The following is an 18,678-nucleotide window of genomic DNA, read 5'->3' on the forward strand; positions in this document are numbered from 1 at the left end:
GAAGTGAAATAATGAAAAAGAAAGTATTATTTGTCAATGGTCATTTAAATATTGGTGGAGCAGAAAAGTCACTTATTGATATCCTGAAACATATTGATTACAACCTTTATGAAGTTGATGTGTTTTTAATAGAAGGATTAGGAGATTATTGGAGTGAGGTTCCTAAAGAGGTTAATCTAAAATATTATGATTTAACAAAATCATATGGATCGTTTGTACGGATAATGGTTAAAAGTATAAAAACAAAAGATTGGTTTACACTATTCTTTAGGATAATTCTATTGCTTAAGTATATCTTTGGAGATCAAGCAATTTCGTTAGCAAAACCATTATTTAAATTATATACACGATATGATTGTGCAATTGCTTATCGACCAGGAATTTGTACAGAAATTGTAGGATATTTAGTTAAAAGTAATAAAAAGGTCACTTGGTGGCATCACGGTTCTTATGACTATTCAAATAAACTTACAAAAAGTTGGAGTAAAGTGTATAAACGGTTTGATAAAATCGTTGCTGTATCTGATAGCAGTAGAAAACTTTTGATTAATAATATCATAGGGATAGATCATAAGGTTATTACTATACCAAACATTATTAATGTTGAAGACATTCTATATAAAGCCAAAAATGGTACTCCATATATCCACAGAGAAAATTTTATTACTCTAGCTAGTGTTGGAAGACTAACACATGAAAAAGGCATGGTAAATTGTGTCCATGCTTGTAAAAAGTTAGTTGAAAAGGGTTATAACGTAAAGTGGTATATCATAGGAGAAGGTGACCAACGGGCAAAGATAAAAAGGTATATAAATGAATATAAATTGGCAGAAAATATTGAAATATTAGGTGCTCTCCCGAATCCTTATCCATATATGAAAAACGTTGATATTTTTGTTCATCCCTCCCTTGTTGAGTCATTGTCAATTACAGTATTAGAAGCATTAGCATTAAATACACCTGTTACCGTTGTCAAGTCCTTGGGACCTATGGAGTTTATACGTCACGAAGAAAATGGAATACTCGTTGACCCTACCCCAGATGGATTATATGAAGGTATAGTTTCTTTGTTAAAGGATGATACATTATATAAACGATTAAAGAAAGATAAGACTGAGGTCTTAATAAATTATAGTCCAGAAGTAGTTATGGATAAAATTTATAATTTAATTGAGGTTTGTTGATAAATGGGGAAAATAAAGTTGTTGTATAATTTTGTCTACAAAACCAATAAGTATATTAAAGAATTAGTTTTTCCGTTTTCAAAAAGAGGAAGACAGATAAAAAAATATAAAGATATTCATTTGAACAAAAGGTGTTTCATAATTGGTAATGGTCCTAGTTTAACATCAGGCGATCTTGATAAGCTGTCTAATGAGATTACTTTTGCATTTAATAGAGTTTATTATATTTTTAATAGAACAACTTGGCGACCAACCTATTATTGTTCAGAAGACAATAAAACAATTTTTAGGAGTAAAGAAGAGATTAATAGTATAAAAGTAGAACACAAGTTTTTCCCTGTGAACTTTCCGTGGGACTATAAGATCCATTTCACTAATGCTAATTATTATTTATTTAAATTTGGTAATAAAAACATAGAACCTCAGTTTTCAAGAGACATTGTTAAAGGAATATATTGGGGAAATACAGTGGCTTATACAGCAATCCAGATAGCTGTATATATGGGGGTCAAAGAGATTTACTTATTAGGTGTTGACCATAATTTTAGCAAGATGCTAAATGATAAAGGTGAAATTATTATTGATAAAACAGCAAAGGATTATTTTACAGAAGAATACAATACCGACAAAGATGATTTATACATCCCTAATGTTGAAGTTTCTACAAGGGCATTCAAGGTTGCAAAAAAATATGCAGACAAAAACAATATTAAAATTTACAACGCAACACGCGGTGGAAAATTAGAAGTTTTTGAAAGAGTAGATTTTGATAAACTATTTTTAGAGAATGAGAGGGTAACAATATGAGAATAGTTGGAGTAATACCGGCAAGAGGTGGTTCTGCTAGATTTCATAACAAACCATTAGCAAATATACTTGGAAAACCAATGGTATGGTGGGTTTACACGCATTCAAAGGAAGTAGATTGCTTTGATGAGGTCTATATTTCAACGGATAGTGAAGAAATTAAAACAGTATGTGAAAGCTTTGGGGCAAAAGTCATCATGACATCTAGTGAGCATGATACTGCTACAGAAAGGCTTTATGAAGTATCACAATATATAGATGCTGACCTCTATGTAATGGTAAATGGTGATGAGCCAGTCATAGAAGCAAAAGATATCGTAAAATGCATTCCTGCTAATTTAAACAAGGAAGCCTTTTATGTATCTAACCTTATGACAAATTTTTCTGATCCTGTTGAAGTAGTTGATACCACTAACTTAAAAATAGTTACAAACAAAGATGGAATTTGTTTGTTCATTTCACGAAGTCCAATACCATTTCCTAAAGGTGGAATGAACTATACCTACCAGAAATTTGTCGGTGTAGGAGCTTTTACAAAAAAAGCTCTACAATACTACCATGAAACACCCAGGGGACCTATTGAGAAAATTGAAGAAAACGATTCTTTTAGATTTATTGAAAACAGAAAGGACATCTATTACATAAATGCTCTTTGCGAAACGATATCTGTTGATACGCCTAAAGATATTGAAAAGGTTGAAGAATATATGATTAAAAGTGGAAAAATACCAGTTATTCAATAAAGGGTGAAAATTCTTGTTTTTTGAAAGGGAGAATGAATAATGAAGGCTATTAATGTTGGGAATATAAAAGTAGACCATAATATATTAACTCTGATCGCAGGACCATGTGTAATTGAGTCAGAAGAACAAGTAATGAATGTGGCTAAAAGAATGAAAGACTTTACAGGGAAGCTAGGGATTCCTTTTATTTTTAAATCTTCGTTCGATAAAGCGAACAGAACATCTGTAAATTCGTTCAGAGGACCTGGATTACAGGAAGGATTACGTATTTTGAAAAAAGTTAAGGATGAGTTAGATGTACCAGTAGTAACAGATATTCACGAACCCTATCAAGCAGAAGTCGCTGCAGGGGTTGTGGATATGCTTCAAATCCCTGCATTTTTATGTAGACAAACAGATCTATTAATCGCAGCTGCGCAAACTGGATTACCAGTTAACATAAAGAAAGCTCAGTTTTTATCTGCAAAGGATATGAAAAATGTTGTCACAAAGGTTTTGGAATCAGGCAATGACAATATTCTATTAACCGAAAGAGGTAACACATTCGGTTACAACAATTTAGTTGTTGATATGACAAATCTTATAGAAATGAAAAAGTACGGGTATCCAGTAGTTTTTGATGCGACTCACAGTGTTCAAAAACCAGGAGGGAATCTTACGTCTACTGGCGGTAACAGAGAATACGTAGAACCGTTAGCTAAAGCAGCTTTAGCTGTAGGAGCTGATGTCCTATTTATGGAAGTACACGAAGATCCAGACAATGCAATGTCTGATGGGCCTAATATGGTAAAACTTGAAGAAGTTGAGGTAATACTACAAAAATTAATAAAAGTATATAAGGCGGTGCGCGATGTTGAACAACATAGCTACTCTATCTGAAGTGAAGGTTATTAAAGATATAGATATTCTTTCAGAAGCGAGATATGTTTTTGACACTGAGGTAAATGCAATAATTTCAGTAAAAGATGCATTGGATGATAGATTTATAAAAATAGTAGACCTAATTACTAAATGTGATGGGAAAGTTATTGTAACTGGAATGGGGAAACCTGGTCATGTATCTAGAAAAATTGCTGCAACCATGGCAAGTTTAGGTACATCTGCATTTTTTATTCATCCCGCAGAAGCTCAACATGGAGACCTAGGAATGATTTCTCCAAAAGATATCGTTATTGCCATTAGTTTTAGTGGAGAAAGTGATGAAATAACTCGAATTCTTCCAAATATAAAAGTTATTGGCGCAACTCTTATTGGTATTTCGGGTAATCAACATTCAACTCTAGTCAGATACAGTGATTACTCATTCGTATTCCCTAAATTCATAGAAGCTTGTTCTATGAACCTAGCTCCAACATCAAGCACCACAGTCGAAATGGTGTTAGGAGATGCTTTAGCTGTTTGTTTATCAAAAATCAATGGGTTTCATGAAAGTAATTATGCATTATTTCACCCTGCAGGCTCACTAGGAAAAAAGTTGTTAATTAAGGTTGAAGATCTTATGCATACAGGACAAAAAAATGCAGTTGTAATAGTAGGTAATAAGCTCAAAGATGCAATTATTGAGATGAGCACAAAAGCAATTGGAATAATTAATATAGTTAACGAAAATCATGAACTGATTGGTGTCTTCACAGATGGAGATTTAAGAAGAACGTTTACAAGAGAAGTAAATGTCTATGATCTATCAGTAGATGAAGTAATGAATATGACACCAGTGTTTATAGAATCTAAAATGCTTGCAGTCGATGCATTAAAGATAATGAAGGAAAAAAATATATCGGCTTTACCAATTATCGAAGACGGAAAATTAGTTGGAACGATAAGAGTAAACGATATTCTTGGAGTGGGGATAATCGTATGATTAATGACAAGGATTTAAACAAAATTAAGATGCTTGTAATGGACGTAGATGGAACTTTAACAGATGGAAAGATATACGTTGGGGAAAATGGGGAAGTCTTTAAGGCATTCAATGTGAAGGATGGTTATCGGTTAGTAAACCTGGTTAATGATGGTATTATACCGGTAATTATTACAGGGAAAACATCACACATTTTATTGAGGCGAGCTGCTGAATTAAATATTACTGAAGTTTTTCAAGGAATTGATAATAAGCTATCAATCTTGAATGAAGTTATAGAAAAGTACCAGTTATCATATGAAAACGTTGCTTATATAGGAGACGATGTGAATGATCTTGAATGTATGAATTCCTGTTATGTAAAAGCTTGTCCAGCAGATGCTATTGGAGAAGTTTTGGATGTGGTCGATTATACATGCAAGATGAATGGAGGAAATGGAGCTGTTAGAGAATTCATTGATTTAATAGTAAAAACACAAAGTAATACAGTTCCTTTTGTGGAAGTAAATACGTATAGGTAGTGGGGTGTTTAAAATTAAAAAGTACTTACTTCGAATATATAACTGTCTTTATTCATTTGTATTTTTTCTAGTTAATATTTTTTCAAAGTTAAATATTCCTCTAACTAAAAATAACCACAAAATATTAAAATTAAAAAACAGGTATAAGGGTGAACGATGCTTTATTATTGGGAACGGACCAAGTTTAACTTCAGAAGATTTAGATAGATTAAAAGACGAATATACATTTGCTTCTAATAAAATCTATAAAATCTTCAACAATACCGATTGGAGACCTACATTCTATATGGTGGTAGATCCAACAGTACTTGAGGAAAACATTAAAGATATAAATTTAGTTGATGCAAAGACAAAGTTTACTTTAAAAGCTTATAATCATTTATTTAAAGCTGATATTTATTTTAACAATAACCTTATAAAAAAGAAACATGGTAGTTTTTCCGAAAATATTATGGAATCATTATACTCTTCAGGAACAGTCTCTTATCATCTTTTACAAATAGCACATTATATGGGTTTTTCAGAAGTTTATTTACTAGGACATGATTATAATTACAAAGGAGCTATTTCCACTACAAAAGATTTGTCTTTTCTAAATAGTGAGGATAATTCAAAGCATTATTTTAGTTCAGATTATATTAGAGAAAATGAAAAAAAACCTGGTCAAGCTCCGGTTGAAATTTACTCTGGAATGGAAAAAGCGAATCTTGTTTATGAACAATCTGGAAAAAAAATATATAACGTAACAAGGGTCACTTATTTAGATACCTTTGAAGTAATGAGTTTTGATGAATTGTTTGTTAAATACAAAAAGAAGGGTGGGGTAGTTAGTGGTTAATTTTATAAAGAAAATAATAAATAATGTTCTTTCTTTTATAATTTGGCAATGGAAGAACCATTTTAGAGTACCTTTCATTAATAATAAATTGAAAAAACTTCAGGGAAGACTTGCAATTTATAAAGATAGGCACTTGGGGGAAAGTTGCTTCATTATAGGAAATGGACCCAGTTTAAATCCAAAAGACTTAAACATGCTAAATAACATCCCTTCATTTTCTTCAAATAGAATAAATCTAATTTTAGATAAGACAATCTGGAAACCCTATTATTACTCAATATCTGATTCATCTATGGCCAATAATTTTATTGATGAAATAAACTCAATGGAAAAGCGGAGGATGTTTGCAGTAGTAACAAACTATGGATATGACACACTTAAGAGGTATTTTAATACAGACTCTTTATTTTTAAAGAGTACTAGAAAGAAAGATGATAACGGATTGCCTGCATATAGTAATGATCCATCAAAAAAGATATTTACACATGCTACAGTTACTTATGTAAATATACAGTTAGCTACCTATATGGGCTTTAAAAAAATTTACTTAATTGGTGTTGACCATAATTATGCTATCAACAGAAATGAAGACGGTACATATAAGATAAATAAAGAACTACTAGGTAAAGATCACTTTGATAGAAATTACTATAATTCATGGTTTAATGATGAGAAGAAACCCTCAACTAATACTGAATTAATGAATAAGTCGTATATAGCAGCAAAAAATTACTGTGACAAAAATGGGATAGAAATATATAACGCAACAAGAGGTGGAAAATTAGAGGTGTTTCCACGTGTTAACTTTGATGAATTATTTGATGAGAGTGGGAGATTCATTGAAGAAGTAAATGTATTACAAAGGAAGGTTTTAGGTTGAGTTGATTTATTTCTTTAGATCTCACGGTGAACATGAAAAAACAGGGGTATCTATATTTATATGTATGAAACAATCATACCAATCTGCAAATCATTATTGTGAAAAGAATTAGTACTAGAAATGGAAGACTAAAGGTCTTTCAAGGGTTTAACCTCTAAGAATTAGAAAACAGAAAAATTTATAAGATTATGTTCTTTATTGAGAATGCACGGTGTGAAATAAATAAAGGAGGATTTTATTATGAGTAAAATAATGGTGTTAGACTGCACCCTTCGAGATGGAGGATATTATAACTCGTGGGACTTTGATGACTTGCTAATTCAGGATTATTTGAAAGCTATGAAGGAAGTAGAAGTTGATTATGTTGAATTAGGATTAAGAAGTTTTGCTAGAGATGGCTTTAGAGGAGCATGCGCATATACAACTGATAGCTTTATAAGAAGTTTAGCTATACCTGCGGGGGTGAAAATAGGTGTAATGGTTAATGCAAGTGAGCTTGTTAATTATTCCAATGGAATTGAAAGTGCATTATCCAAACTATTTGTCTCATCATCTGAATCACCTGTAACCTTAGTTCGTATTGCATGCCACGTACATGAATTTATGAAGGTGTTACCTGCAGCAAATTGGCTGAAGGACCATGGGTACATTGTTGGTTTTAATCTTATGCAAGTTGCTGATCGAAGTGAAGAAGAGATAAAAAATCTAGCATATGAGGCAACTAACTATCCAATAGACGTTCTTTATTTCGCTGATAGTTTAGGAAGCTTAGATCCTGATAGAACAGCTCAAATCATTAATATAATCCGTGAAGAATGGGATGGGCCACTTGGGATCCACACTCATGATAACATGGGGTATGCATTAGCAAACTCCATTCGTGCTATAGAAGAAGGAGTAACATGGATAGATGGAACTGTTACCGGAATGGGAAGAGGGCCGGGTAATGCTAAAACAGAATATCTAGCAATTGAGCTTGAAGAAAAAAGAAATGTAAAGTTAAATATTACTCCGTTGATGAAGTTAATAGATTGGTATTTCAAGCCATTACAACATAAATGTGGCTGGGGAACCAATGCCTTTTACTACCTTGCCGGCAAATATGGCATCCACCCTACATATATACAAGAAATGATTAGTGACTCTCGGTACATTGAAGAAGATATATTCGCTGTAATCGACCATCTAAAATCAGAAGGTGGTAAGAAATATAGTATTAATACATTGGAAACTGCCCGTAATTTCTATGGAGGTAGCCCAGTTGGTACTTGGAAACCTTCAACTGAAATATTTGGTAAGGAAGTTTTAATAATTGGAGCGGGTCCAAATATTGTAAAACATAAACAAGCACTGGAAAACTATATTGCTACTAATCAACCTTTTGTTATTGCCTTAAATACTCAATCTTCTATCTCATCAGAATTAATAAATGTTAGAGCTGCTTGTCATCCGGTTCGGCTCCTTGCAGATAGCTCATTACATGATGATTTACCACAACCATTAGTGATTCCAGCTTCCATGTTGTCTAAAAATATTGTTAATGCTTTTAATGGAAAAGAACTATTAGACTTTGGCATTTCAATTCAAGAAAATACTTTCAGGTTTGAATCAAATTATTGTGTTCTGCCTAATTCATTAGTGTTTTCATATGCTTTAGCCATTGCAACGAGTGGAAAAGCTTCAAGAATTCTTCTAGCAGGTTTTGACGGTTATGGAGCTGACGATCCCAGAACAAATGAGGTGAATCAATTATTATTTACTTTCACAAAAACATCTAATACACCACCAATTATATCAATCACACCAACTCAATATGAAATAGAAACTAGTTCAGTATATGCATATTAGGAGGGGATCTTTATGAATTATTGTGTCATTATACCGGCTCGCTATCAATCTTCTAGACTGCCGGGGAAGCCACTCATTGAGTTATGTGGTGTTCCAATGGTTGTTAGAACTTATCAACAATGTCTAAAAGCATGCCCGGCTGAAAAAATATATGTTGCAACAGACGATGAACGCATAAAACAAACTTGTGAGGTACATGGAATACAAGTAATTATGACTTCTAGTAAATGTCTTACAGGAACGGATAGAATTGCGGAGTGTGCAAATTATATTGATGCAGATGTATTCATAAATGTTCAAGGAGATGAACCTATATTTAATCCCGATGATTTAATGCAATTGATTTCAAATGTAGAGAAGTTTCCGGGCGAAATATTGAATGGGTACTGTGAAATTAATGACGAAGATTTGTTTAGAAGCAGTTCTATACCTAAAGCAGTATTCAGACCTGATGGACGTTTGCTTTACATGTCTCGAGCACCAATCCCATCTAATAAAGAAAGAAAATTTGAGCAATCATGGCGACAAGTATGTGCTTATGCCTTTCCAAAAGAGGCGCTAGTTGATTTTGCGTCGGTATCTGAGAAGACAACACTAGAGAGCATTGAAGATATTGAAATTCTTCGATTATTAGAGCTAGGGTGGGAAGTGAGAATGATTGAACTATCTAGTGATTCTATTGCAGTTGATAATCCTGATGATGTTCAACGTGTTGAAGCAGTTATTCAGAAGAGAACTCAAATCCTAGGTATATGAAAAAAATTTCTAGGTAATTTATTTTATCCAGATCACTTTTTAGAAGGAGTAAAATAATGACTATTACAAAATTAGATGAATATGATATTATCATTTTCGATTGTGACGGTGTAATTATTGACATAAATTTATTAAAATGTGAAGCCTTCGGAAAGGCTGTTCAAGGGTATCCTGTAGAAATTATTAATGAATTTGTCCACTATTGTAAAAAGACTTTTGGTGTATCTAGGTATATAAAATTTAAAGAGTTTCTCAGTGACTTTGCAAGGGAGCCCTTCCAAGAAGAGAAGTATAGGGTTCTTTTGAAAAATTACTCAAATATTTGCAAGGAGATATATGATCATGCAGCAATAACACCAGATGCAAAGGAATTATTAGCAGAATTAAATAGAAAAAATAAAAAATTATATATAGCTTCTGGAAGTGACGAACAGGAACTTAATGAGGTTTTTGTAAAGAGGAAATTATCTATGTATTTTGATGGGATATATGGATCTCCTAAAACCAAACTTGAATGTTCAAAGGAAATACTGTTAAGTAATAGCGATCAAAAAGCTGTTTTTATCGGAGATGCTATTTCAGATATGAATACTGCTATGTCATTAAATATTGACTTTATTTATATGTCAGGATTTACAGTGCAAACAGAGGAACAAGATTTAAAATGTAGAGAAGGGGCTAAATTAGTTATTGATAATTTAGGGGATCTTTTCCAAAATTCAGTTCCATTTTCATAACTATTAAATAGTTATATTATTTAAACCATACTATTTTGGATAAAAATAATAACGGTATTTGGGTTTTTATTTCAAGAATATAAGGTTATCAGTATAACCAAATATTATATGACAACCCTCTTTTTAAGAAAGAAATTAAATTAACAATAATGGTAGAAATATATTATGTTATTTAACTAATAGACCAGGCTACAATTTTATTCAAATTATGTTCTTGCGCTTTCCCAAATCGATTTATGACAGTAGCTATTCCATGTAAAAGTCCCCAAAAAACAAAAGTATAACCAAACCTTAAAGAGTTTAAAACCCAGATAGAGGGTTACTCAGTTGCACATATAGACTAATTAAATAGTATAAATATATTCTTGACATACAGGTGTGCCCAATATATTATGTTCATTATAGAGAACATTAAGTTAAAATGTTTATTTTTTTATGCTTGATTGTTCTTATTAAAGAACCACCTAGACGAGTTTGAAGCCGTTATACATGTTTTGTATAGGGAGAGTTTAATAATGAAAATCCTAATATTAGCAAACTTCGGTATGGGACTATACAACTTTAGAAAAGAGTTATTAGCGGAGCTAATTAAACAAGGTAACGAAGTTTACATTTCCTTGCCTCATGATGAATATGTAATAAAACTTAAAAGTTTAGGCTGTCAATATTTAGAGACTGAACTCGAGAGGAGAGGAACTAATCCTCTTAAAGACACAAAGCTATTCCTTCATTATATTAAGCTTATTAAGGAAATAAAACCGAACCTTGTCCTAACCTATACGATTAAGCCAAATGTCTACGGTGGTCTTGCATGTAGAGTGACCAATACCCCGTATATTACCAATATAACAGGGTTAGGTACTGCACTTGAGAGTAAGAGTAAGATCCTAAAGTTTACGATGTCCCTCTATAAAATAGGTCTTAAAGATTCCTCTTGCTTATTTTTTCAAAATGATAACAATTTAAAGTTCTTTATAAAGAATAAGATCGTAAAAAACAAAACTAGGCTAGTTCCTGGTTCTGGTGTAAACATACACCTCCATTCACTTGAAAAATATCCTGAGGAAGATCACACCATTAGGTTCCTTTTTATCGGAAGGATGATGAAAGCAAAAGGCGTCGATGAACTCCTCCAAGCAGCTAGCATCATTAAAAGGAAATTTCCCAATACACAATTCGACTTAGTTGGTGGTTGTGAAGAAGATTACCAACACCAATTAAAAGATCTCCAAAGTTTGAATGTAATTACCTACCATGGCCAACAACAAGAAGTCCATTCTTTTATTAAGAAATCACATGCTACCATTCTACCTTCCTATCATGAAGGAACAGCGAATGTACTCCTTGAATCAGCATCAGCTGGTCGTCCCGTTCTCGCCACGAGAGTTCCGGGTTGTAAAGAAACCTTTGATGAGGAAATCACAGGTTTAGGGTTTGAAGTAAAAAATGTAGATAGCTTAGTTGATACCATCGAAAAGTTTATAAGCATGCCTTATGAACAAAAGCAAGCAATGGGAATTGCTGGGCGGACAAAAATGGAACGGGAATATGACCGAAGGATTGTGATAAATGCTTATTTAGATGAAATTAATGAGGTTGCAAGTAAAATTTGGAAAAAGAATACTACTGAATAGTAAAGTTACTTTTAAATACCATTGGAGGTTATAAGTATGGGATATCAAAATATTAGCTTTCCAGAGAAAACAAAGTTTTTAGTAACAGGGTCAGCTGGATTTATTGGGTCTAATTTAGTTGAAGCCATTATCAACTTAGGCTACCAAGTTAGAGGACTTGATAACCTCTCTACTGGTAAAAAAGAAAATGTAGATTTATTTCTTCATCATCCTAACTATGAATTTGTTGAAGGAGATATTCGTGACCTTGATACATGCATGAAGGCATGTGATGGTGTAGATTTTGTGCTTCATCAAGCTGCATGGGGAAGTGTTCCAAGAAGCATTGAATTACCACTATTATATGAAGAAATAAATCTAAAAGGTACTTTGAATATGCTGGAGGCGGCTAGACAAAATGGTGTGAAAAAGTTTGTCTATGCATCAAGTTCCTCTGTATACGGAGATGAACCCACATTGCCTAAACAGGAGGGAAGAGAGGGAAAAGTATTATCGCCCTATGCGCTTACTAAAAAATCAGATGAGGAATATGCCCGTCTGTACACTAGTCTTTATGACCTTGATACCTATGGCTTAAGATATTTTAATGTATTCGGAAAGAGACAAGATCCTGATGGAGCATATGCAGCGGTTATTCCAAAGTTTATTAAGCAGCTGCTGAATGATAAGCAACCAGTCATTAACGGAGATGGAAAACAAAGTAGGGATTTTACCTATATTGAAAATGTTATTGAAGCTAATTTAAAGGCTTGTAAGGCAAATAGTGAGGCAGCTGGAAAGGTTTTTAATATTGCTTATGGAGGTAGAGAGTTTTTAATTGATATCTACTACCATTTAACACAAGCATTAGGAAAAGATATACAACCTATATTTGGTCCCGAAAGAAGGGGAGATATTAAGCATAGTAATGCTGATATATCCAAAGCTAAAGAGCTGTTAGGCTATGATCCAGAATGGAGTTTTGAAAAAGGAATTGAAGCTGCGATAGATTGGTATAAAGCGGATTTAAAAGCTTTAAAAGTCGTTTAAGATTTTGATAGTTGACCGGGAGGATTGTAAATGACAAAACCTATTAGAATTCTACATGTAGTAGTCAATATGAACAGAGGTGGGGCAGAGACACTCATCATGAATTTATATAGAAATATCGACCGGTCAAAAGTGCAATTTGATTTTTTAACTTGTAAAGAAGGGGTTTTTGATTCAGAAATTAAACAACTCGGTGGAATTGTTCATAGAATCCCATATGTTAGTGAAGCAGGTCATTTTGGTTATATTAAGGCCTTGAACAATTTCTTCTCAAAATATAGTAATTATAAGATCGTACATACACATTTAAATAAAATGAGTGGATTAGTGGTACGGTCAGCCAAAAAATTTGGAGTGAAATACTGTATAACCCATAGTCATAACACAGGTGGAGAAGGAAGTTTTCTGGCTCAGTCGTATAAATGGTATTCCGGTTTATATATTCGGTCGAACTCAGACTTTAATTTTGCTTGTTCAGAAGCTGCTGCTAAATGGCTATTTAGAAGTAAATCAAATGATGTAAAGCTACTTAACAATGGAATAGAAGTGGAGACTTTTCATTATTCTCCAGATGTAAGAAAGATGAAAAGGAATGAGCTAGGAATTCATGATTCACAATTAGTCATTGGTCATATAGGACGATTTACGAAGCAGAAAAATCATCAGTTTTTAATTGAGGTTTTTGCTGATGTTTTAAAAAGAAGACCTAATGCTATCTTGTTGTTATGTGGTGACGGTTTCCTAAGAGATGAAATTGAAAATAAAGCAAAAATATTAAATATACATGAAAATATTAAATTTTTAGGTGTTAGAAGTGATATAAACCAATTACTTCAAGCATTTGATGTATTTTTATTTCCTTCTTTGCACGAAGGTTTACCTGTGACACTTATTGAGGCACAGGCAGCAGGTGTACCTTGTGTAATTTCAAATAAAATTACAGCTGAAGTGGACCTAGGATTAGGATTAATTAAATATTTAAACATTGAAAATATTGATTTGTGGGTCTCTGAGCTGAGGGATCTAAATCCTAAACAAAGAGAGCTAAATAAAATTAAAATAAACCAGATTAGAGAACGGGGCTATGATATTAAAAGCACAACAAGCTGGCTGCAAGACTTTTATCTGTCAAAAACGAGGTGATTTTCTTGCCAATTTTAACAGTTTTTACACCTACATTTAATCGTGGATATATTCTTCATCAGTGTTATGAAAGCCTTAAAAGGCAAACAAATAAGGAGTTTATATGGTTAATTATTGATGATGGATCGTCTGATAACACTGAAGAACTAGTTAACAGTTGGATCAAGGATAATGATATTTCAATCAGTTATTTTAAGCAGGAAAACCAAGGGATGCATGGTGCTCATAATACTGCGTATAGCTTAATAGATACAGAATTAAATGTTTGTATTGATAGCGATGATTATATGCCAGATGATGCTATTGAAAAGATTATCTCATTTTGGAGAAAACATGGTAGTAATGAAGTAGGAGGTATGATAGGGCTCGATTGCAAAAGTAATGGTGACATTATCGGGACAAAATTACCAGCAGAGCTGAAGAAATCAACCTTATTTAACCTATATCAAAAAAAAGGGGTTAAAGGTGATAAAAAGATTGTATATCGAACAGAGCTATCAAAGAAGTTTCCTTATCCAGTGTTTCCTAATGAAAAATTAGTCCCCTTGTCATATAAATATTTTATGCTAGATCTTGAATGTGAATTGCTACTGCTAAATGAACCACTATGTGTAGTTGAGTATCTACCTGATGGATCATCTATGAATATCTTCCGACAATATAGAAATAGTGCAAACGGTTTTAGATTTTATCGTATGGAAATGATGAAGTTGCCTAATACTTCTTTAACTTTTAAGTTTAAGCAGGCAGTGCATTATGTGTCTTGTAGTTTATTTACAGAGAGTAGGAGTCTAACAATGCAATCTCCTCAAAAATTGTTAACTATTTTTGCACTGCCATTAGGGGTAATATTAAATAAATATATTAATTTTAAAATACAAAGAAGTGATTAAGGTTTATTAAATAAATATGAAACGAATAGGTATTGACACTTAATTTAAGCAGTGTTACTTTTGTGTTATGACGTTCTTTTTAAAGAACGAATATGTTTTGATTTACGAGGTTATTAGTTGATTTTTCTATAGTAAACACCTTTTTTGTCATTAGTAGTTCTTAAATAAGAATAAGCTGGAGGGCTTTATGAGTGCAATAGCTGGTATTTATCAAATGAATAAAGAACCAATAAACACAGATCACTACAAAAGGATAATGGATTCGTTATTACATTTTCCAGCTGATGACACTCAGGTGTGGATAAAAGATGAAGTATTTCTTGGTTGCCATGCACAGTGGATTACTCCAGAATCAGTAGATGAAATGCTACCATTTTATGATGTAGAACAGGGAATGGTCATAACCTCAGATGCGATTATCGATAATAGGGTAGAACTTTTTGAGAAACTTCAAATAAGTGAAAATAAAAGAAAAACGATCCCAGATAGTTATTTAATTCTCCAAGCATATAAAAAATGGGGAGACGATTGTCCTGAATATTTAGTTGGTGACTTTGCTTTTGTGATTTGGGATGAAAAAAGGCAAAAGTTATTCGGTGCTAGAGACTTCTCTGGAGGCAGGACACTCTACTACAATAGCGACCTCACACAGTTTACCTTTTGCACAACTATTAAACCTTTATTAAGTCTTCCATATATTAGTAGTGTATTGAACCAAGAATGGATAGCTGAATTCCTAGTCATTGCTGGAATGGTAGATGTGGCTGATACATCCATTACTCCCTATAAGGAAATCAAACAATTACCTCCTGCGCATAGTATAACAGTACAAAATGGGAAAGTTTCATTAAAGCAATATAAGTATTTAAAATGGGAAAGTTCTCTTCAGAACCTTTCTAATAATGAATATATCGAAGCTTTTCAAGAAGTGTTCCAACAGGCTGTTTCTTCTCGAATAAGAACTTATAAGACAGTTGGAGCACAGTTAAGTGGTGGGCTTGATTCAGGTTCTATCGTTAGCTTCGCTGCAAGAGAATTAAAAAAACAAAATAAACAATTACATACTTTTAGTTACATACCGCCTAGTGATTTTACTGATTATACTCCTAAACACTTAGTAGCAAATGAAAAACCATATATTAAATCGACTGTAAATTATATAGGGGGATTAAAAGATCACTATTTTGACTTTGAGGGAAGGGATTCATATTCAGAAATTGATAGTGTGATGAGTCATATGGAAACACCCTATAAGTTTTATGTTAATTCTTTTTGGTTAAAAGGAATGTTTGAACAAGCTAACAAAATGGATATTGGAATACTACTTAATGGTGGTCGAGGCAATCTTTCAATCTCTTGGGGAGATGCCTTTCCATTCTATGCTCAGCTACTAAAACGATTTAAGTGGGTTCGACTTTTATCGGAGGTAAAGTCATTTAGTAATAATGTTGGCTCTGGACGGAAAACCATATTATCGTCAGTTCTAAATCAAGCTTTTCCAATATTACAAAGAAATTCTAATTTATCAACTACTCATACGCCACTTATTAATCAGGAATTTGCAAATCGGACTCGTGTATATGATAAGCTGAGGAACCTATATGAAATTGACAAAACAGGGCAATCTTTAATAAAAGACTCAGTTGCTCTTCGTAAACAACATTTTGAACAGTTATTCCAGTGGAATGCTAGTAATTCACTTGCAGCAAAATTGTCTTTACATTACTCAGTTTGGAAACGAGATCCGACCAATGATTTAAGAGTAATAAGGTTTTGTATGTCAATACCACACGAGCAATATGTTCAAAATGGGCTGAATCGTGCCTTGATTAGAAGAGCAACTGAAAACTATTTACCTGATAATGTTCGTCTAAATATGAGAGTTAGAGGGGTTCAAGGTGTGGATTGGGTGCACCGTATTATCCCGAGATGGAATGATTTTACATATGAGGTTTCAACCATGTGTAACGATAAGGCATTTATGGAGATTGTTAATGAAGAGAAATTACTAGATGCTCAAGAATGCTTACATGAGCCTGTCAAACCTCAACATGCGTATTCAAGGCATCTAAAGATATTAATGGATAGCCTTGTCCTTTACCGTTTCATTAATAATGAAGGGAGGTGAATAATTTGACGAAAAAAGCATGGGCACAGCCTAAGTTCGAGTTTCTTAACATAAATATGACTGAAGCTGCTACTTACGATGAGCCAGAACACGATGAAGCTTATAATGGTGACCAAACAAGAAGAAAGCCTGATGGCAAATTAGTACCACATCATGAAAGCTAAGGTTGAAATTAACATGGTTAAAGGCTCTTATACACCTGTGTAAGGGCTTCTCCCTTATATAATTGAATTTTATTTGGAGTGAGAATTTTGGAAACTACTAAATATAACATGTATAAAGCATTTGGTCTAACTATTAAAAGTGAGATTATTTTGCAAGAGCTAATACAACGGAGATATTCTGAAGCTGCTGATATTGAAATTAAGATAAACACAAGCCTTAAAAATTGTTTTAAAAGTAGACCTTTTGAGTTTTTGGTAGAAAATCAAACTGTTACATTTATGGTACCTGAGATTGCGATTTTCCAAGTTAAAGATGGTAAGGAGATAACAGTTTCTCCTTTTGAAGGAGCTAACCAGGATATTATTCGTTTATATTTATTAGGCTCTAGCTTCGGGGCTTTGCTGCTTCAGAGAGGTATTTACCCTTTACATGGTAGTGCTATTGCAATAGATGGTAAAGCTTTTGCCATTATAGGTGACTCAGGAGCCGGAAAATCCACACTTGCTTCAGCTTTTATGGAAAGGGGATATCAATTGTTAAGTGATGATGTTATAGCAGTCAAGTTTTCAAAGGAAAATCTTCCAATCGTAATCCCTTCTTATCCACAGCAAAAGCTTTGGCAGCAAAGCCTCGACGCTTTTGGTATTAGTAACGAAAAACTGAGACCGATTTATGGAAGGGAAAGTAAATTTTGTAAGCCGGTAATAAAAAATTTCCATACAACACAGCTTCCTCTAGGTGGAATTTTTGAACTAGTTAAAACGAATGGTGATTCAATTTCTATCCATCCTATACATGGACTTGATTTACTGCAGAAACTCTTTACACATACATATCGCCAATTTCTTATTCCTAAACTAAATTTAACTAAATGGCATTTTATTAAATCCACTTTATTAGCAGAGCGTCTTCCTTTTTATCAAATTAAAAGGCCAGAAACAGGATTCTCTGCTTTCCAGATTGTTGAGAAGATACTAACAGAAATTAATAGTTCAGGAAACAATACTAATACTCAAAATGAAATAATAGTAAATAGGTGAAATATATGATAGGAAAATTTAAGGTTCTTATGAGTTTGGACTTAACGACAATAGGTTTATTAATAGAAGCCTTCCTTTATCTAGGGTGGGCTCGGTTTCAACTAATGTATCTCCCATTTTCAAAATTAGCGCTCTCTCTCGGTGTATATATGAAGGAAACAAAAGTAGAGGATACAGAAAGTCATAATAGTAAATTGAAACATATTCGACATTCAATTCAAGTTATGAGTAAGTATACCTTTTGGGAAAGTAAATGCTTAGTTAGGGCTATTGCAGCACTAAAGATGCTAGAAAGACGTAACATAGATAGTACCCTTTATTTAGGAACAGGTAAAGATGAGAATGGTAAAATGATTGCTCATGCTTGGTTAAGGAGTGGTTCAATGTATGTGACCGGTTATGAGGAGATGTATAGATTCACGGTCACTGGTAAATTTGCGAAAATGACAAATCTTGTGGGTGGAAAATAAG

At 33.1% G+C, this 18,678-nt stretch carries 19 protein-coding genes; all 19 read left to right on the plus strand.

Features of this window, described 5'->3' with window-relative positions; translation table 11 throughout:
- The first annotated feature begins 11 nt into the window (after positions 1-11).
- The 19 genes from ACEWK1_RS07495 (at position 12) to ACEWK1_RS07585 (ending at position 18,677) form a co-directional block, all read left to right on the plus strand.
- Complete coding sequence (locus tag ACEWK1_RS07495; protein ID WP_212136644.1) at positions 12-1,184, plus strand: glycosyltransferase; 1,173 nt, start codon at positions 12-14, stop codon at positions 1,182-1,184.
- Positions 1,185-1,187: 3 nt separating this feature from the next.
- Positions 1,188-1,991: a 6-hydroxymethylpterin diphosphokinase MptE-like protein gene (locus ACEWK1_RS07500; protein ID WP_212136642.1), complete on the plus strand. Its 804-nt coding sequence runs from the start codon at positions 1,188-1,190 to the stop codon at positions 1,989-1,991.
- On the plus strand, positions 1,988-2,734 hold the full coding sequence (locus tag ACEWK1_RS07505; RefSeq protein WP_212136640.1) for a 3-deoxy-manno-octulosonate cytidylyltransferase: 747 nt from the start codon (positions 1,988-1,990) through the stop codon (positions 2,732-2,734). The genes ACEWK1_RS07500 and ACEWK1_RS07505 overlap by 4 nt, the downstream gene beginning before the upstream one ends.
- A 39-nt stretch (positions 2,735-2,773) precedes the next feature.
- Positions 2,774-3,613, plus strand: coding sequence for a 3-deoxy-8-phosphooctulonate synthase (kdsA, locus tag ACEWK1_RS07510; protein WP_212136638.1), 840 nt, complete (start codon positions 2,774-2,776; stop codon positions 3,611-3,613).
- Entirely contained in the window at positions 3,585-4,595 is a 1,011-nt protein-coding gene (locus tag ACEWK1_RS07515; RefSeq protein WP_212136636.1) for a KpsF/GutQ family sugar-phosphate isomerase, read from the plus strand. The genes kdsA and ACEWK1_RS07515 overlap by 29 nt, the downstream gene beginning before the upstream one ends.
- Positions 4,592-5,116, plus strand: a complete 525-nt coding sequence (locus tag ACEWK1_RS07520) for a KdsC family phosphatase (RefSeq protein ID WP_232273276.1) — start codon at positions 4,592-4,594, stop codon at positions 5,114-5,116. Before ACEWK1_RS07515 ends, ACEWK1_RS07520 begins: the two co-directional genes overlap by 4 nt.
- A gap of 4 nt (positions 5,117-5,120) precedes the next feature.
- On the plus strand, positions 5,121-5,954 hold the full coding sequence (locus tag ACEWK1_RS07525) for a 6-hydroxymethylpterin diphosphokinase MptE-like protein (protein WP_416635893.1): 834 nt from the start codon (positions 5,121-5,123) through the stop codon (positions 5,952-5,954).
- Positions 5,947-6,834, plus strand: a complete 888-nt coding sequence (locus ACEWK1_RS07530; RefSeq protein WP_212138589.1) for a 6-hydroxymethylpterin diphosphokinase MptE-like protein — start codon at positions 5,947-5,949, stop codon at positions 6,832-6,834. Before ACEWK1_RS07525 ends, ACEWK1_RS07530 begins: the two co-directional genes overlap by 8 nt.
- Before the next feature lie 240 nt (positions 6,835-7,074).
- On the plus strand, positions 7,075-8,682 hold the full coding sequence (locus tag ACEWK1_RS07535) for an aldolase catalytic domain-containing protein (protein ID WP_212138588.1): 1,608 nt from the start codon (positions 7,075-7,077) through the stop codon (positions 8,680-8,682).
- A gap of 12 nt (positions 8,683-8,694) precedes the next feature.
- Positions 8,695-9,438 (plus strand): 3-deoxy-manno-octulosonate cytidylyltransferase, encoded by a 744-nt coding sequence (locus ACEWK1_RS07540; protein WP_212138587.1) that lies wholly within the window; start codon positions 8,695-8,697, stop codon positions 9,436-9,438.
- 56 nt (positions 9,439-9,494) lie between these two features.
- Positions 9,495-10,175 carry an HAD-IA family hydrolase gene (locus ACEWK1_RS07545; RefSeq protein WP_212138586.1) on the plus strand — a complete coding sequence of 227 codons (681 nt, stop codon included), beginning with the start codon at positions 9,495-9,497 and terminating at the stop codon, positions 10,173-10,175.
- A gap of 515 nt (positions 10,176-10,690) precedes the next feature.
- Positions 10,691-11,809, plus strand: coding sequence for a glycosyltransferase family 4 protein (locus ACEWK1_RS07550; RefSeq protein ID WP_332326980.1), 1,119 nt, complete (start codon positions 10,691-10,693; stop codon positions 11,807-11,809).
- A 36-nt stretch (positions 11,810-11,845) separates the two neighbouring features.
- Positions 11,846-12,838: an SDR family oxidoreductase gene (locus ACEWK1_RS07555; RefSeq protein WP_121662785.1), complete on the plus strand. Its 993-nt coding sequence runs from the start codon at positions 11,846-11,848 to the stop codon at positions 12,836-12,838.
- 30 nt (positions 12,839-12,868) lie between these two features.
- Complete coding sequence (locus ACEWK1_RS07560) at positions 12,869-13,981, plus strand: glycosyltransferase family 1 protein (RefSeq protein ID WP_121662784.1); 1,113 nt, start codon at positions 12,869-12,871, stop codon at positions 13,979-13,981.
- Between the two features lie 5 nt (positions 13,982-13,986).
- Positions 13,987-14,874, plus strand: a complete 888-nt coding sequence (locus ACEWK1_RS07565; RefSeq protein ID WP_121662783.1) for a glycosyltransferase family 2 protein — start codon at positions 13,987-13,989, stop codon at positions 14,872-14,874.
- Positions 14,875-15,061: 187 nt separating this feature from the next.
- On the plus strand, positions 15,062-17,002 hold the full coding sequence (locus tag ACEWK1_RS07570; protein WP_121662782.1) for an asparagine synthase-related protein: 1,941 nt from the start codon (positions 15,062-15,064) through the stop codon (positions 17,000-17,002).
- Positions 17,003-17,007: 5 nt separating this feature from the next.
- Positions 17,008-17,166 carry a hypothetical protein gene (locus ACEWK1_RS07575; protein WP_162987247.1) on the plus strand — a complete coding sequence of 53 codons (159 nt, stop codon included), beginning with the start codon at positions 17,008-17,010 and terminating at the stop codon, positions 17,164-17,166.
- 78 nt (positions 17,167-17,244) lie between these two features.
- The gene (locus ACEWK1_RS07580) at positions 17,245-18,207 is read left to right on the plus strand and encodes an HPr kinase/phosphorylase (protein WP_232273282.1); all 963 of its coding nucleotides are present in this window, start codon (positions 17,245-17,247) and stop codon (positions 18,205-18,207) included.
- Between the two features lie 5 nt (positions 18,208-18,212).
- Positions 18,213-18,677 (plus strand): lasso peptide biosynthesis B2 protein, encoded by a 465-nt coding sequence (locus ACEWK1_RS07585; protein ID WP_212138585.1) that lies wholly within the window; start codon positions 18,213-18,215, stop codon positions 18,675-18,677.
- Position 18,678: the final 1 nt, after the last annotated feature.

Origin of the sequence: Metabacillus sp. YM-086 (genome assembly GCF_048059995.1) — a bacterium.
In the GTDB taxonomy this organism is placed as follows: Bacteria; Bacillota; Bacilli; order Bacillales; family Bacillaceae; genus Metabacillus; species Metabacillus litoralis_B.

Coding starts and splice junctions, on each gene's coding strand:
- ACEWK1_RS07495 (WP_212136644.1), top strand. CDS start 12: ATGAAAAAGAAAGTATTATTTGTCAATGGTCATTTAAATATTGGTGGA.
- ACEWK1_RS07500 (WP_212136642.1), top strand. CDS start 1,188: ATGGGGAAAATAAAGTTGTTGTATAATTTTGTCTACAAAACCAATAAG.
- ACEWK1_RS07505 (WP_212136640.1), top strand. CDS start 1,988: ATGAGAATAGTTGGAGTAATACCGGCAAGAGGTGGTTCTGCTAGATTT.
- kdsA (WP_212136638.1), top strand. CDS start 2,774: ATGAAGGCTATTAATGTTGGGAATATAAAAGTAGACCATAATATATTA.
- ACEWK1_RS07515 (WP_212136636.1), top strand. CDS start 3,585: ATGTTGAACAACATAGCTACTCTATCTGAAGTGAAGGTTATTAAAGAT.
- ACEWK1_RS07520 (WP_232273276.1), top strand. CDS start 4,592: ATGATTAATGACAAGGATTTAAACAAAATTAAGATGCTTGTAATGGAC.
- ACEWK1_RS07535 (WP_212138588.1), top strand. CDS start 7,075: ATGAGTAAAATAATGGTGTTAGACTGCACCCTTCGAGATGGAGGATAT.
- ACEWK1_RS07540 (WP_212138587.1), top strand. CDS start 8,695: ATGAATTATTGTGTCATTATACCGGCTCGCTATCAATCTTCTAGACTG.
- ACEWK1_RS07545 (WP_212138586.1), top strand. CDS start 9,495: ATGACTATTACAAAATTAGATGAATATGATATTATCATTTTCGATTGT.
- ACEWK1_RS07550 (WP_332326980.1), top strand. CDS start 10,691: ATGAAAATCCTAATATTAGCAAACTTCGGTATGGGACTATACAACTTT.
- ACEWK1_RS07555 (WP_121662785.1), top strand. CDS start 11,846: ATGGGATATCAAAATATTAGCTTTCCAGAGAAAACAAAGTTTTTAGTA.
- ACEWK1_RS07560 (WP_121662784.1), top strand. CDS start 12,869: ATGACAAAACCTATTAGAATTCTACATGTAGTAGTCAATATGAACAGA.
- ACEWK1_RS07570 (WP_121662782.1), top strand. CDS start 15,062: ATGAGTGCAATAGCTGGTATTTATCAAATGAATAAAGAACCAATAAAC.
- ACEWK1_RS07585 (WP_212138585.1), top strand. CDS start 18,213: ATGATAGGAAAATTTAAGGTTCTTATGAGTTTGGACTTAACGACAATA.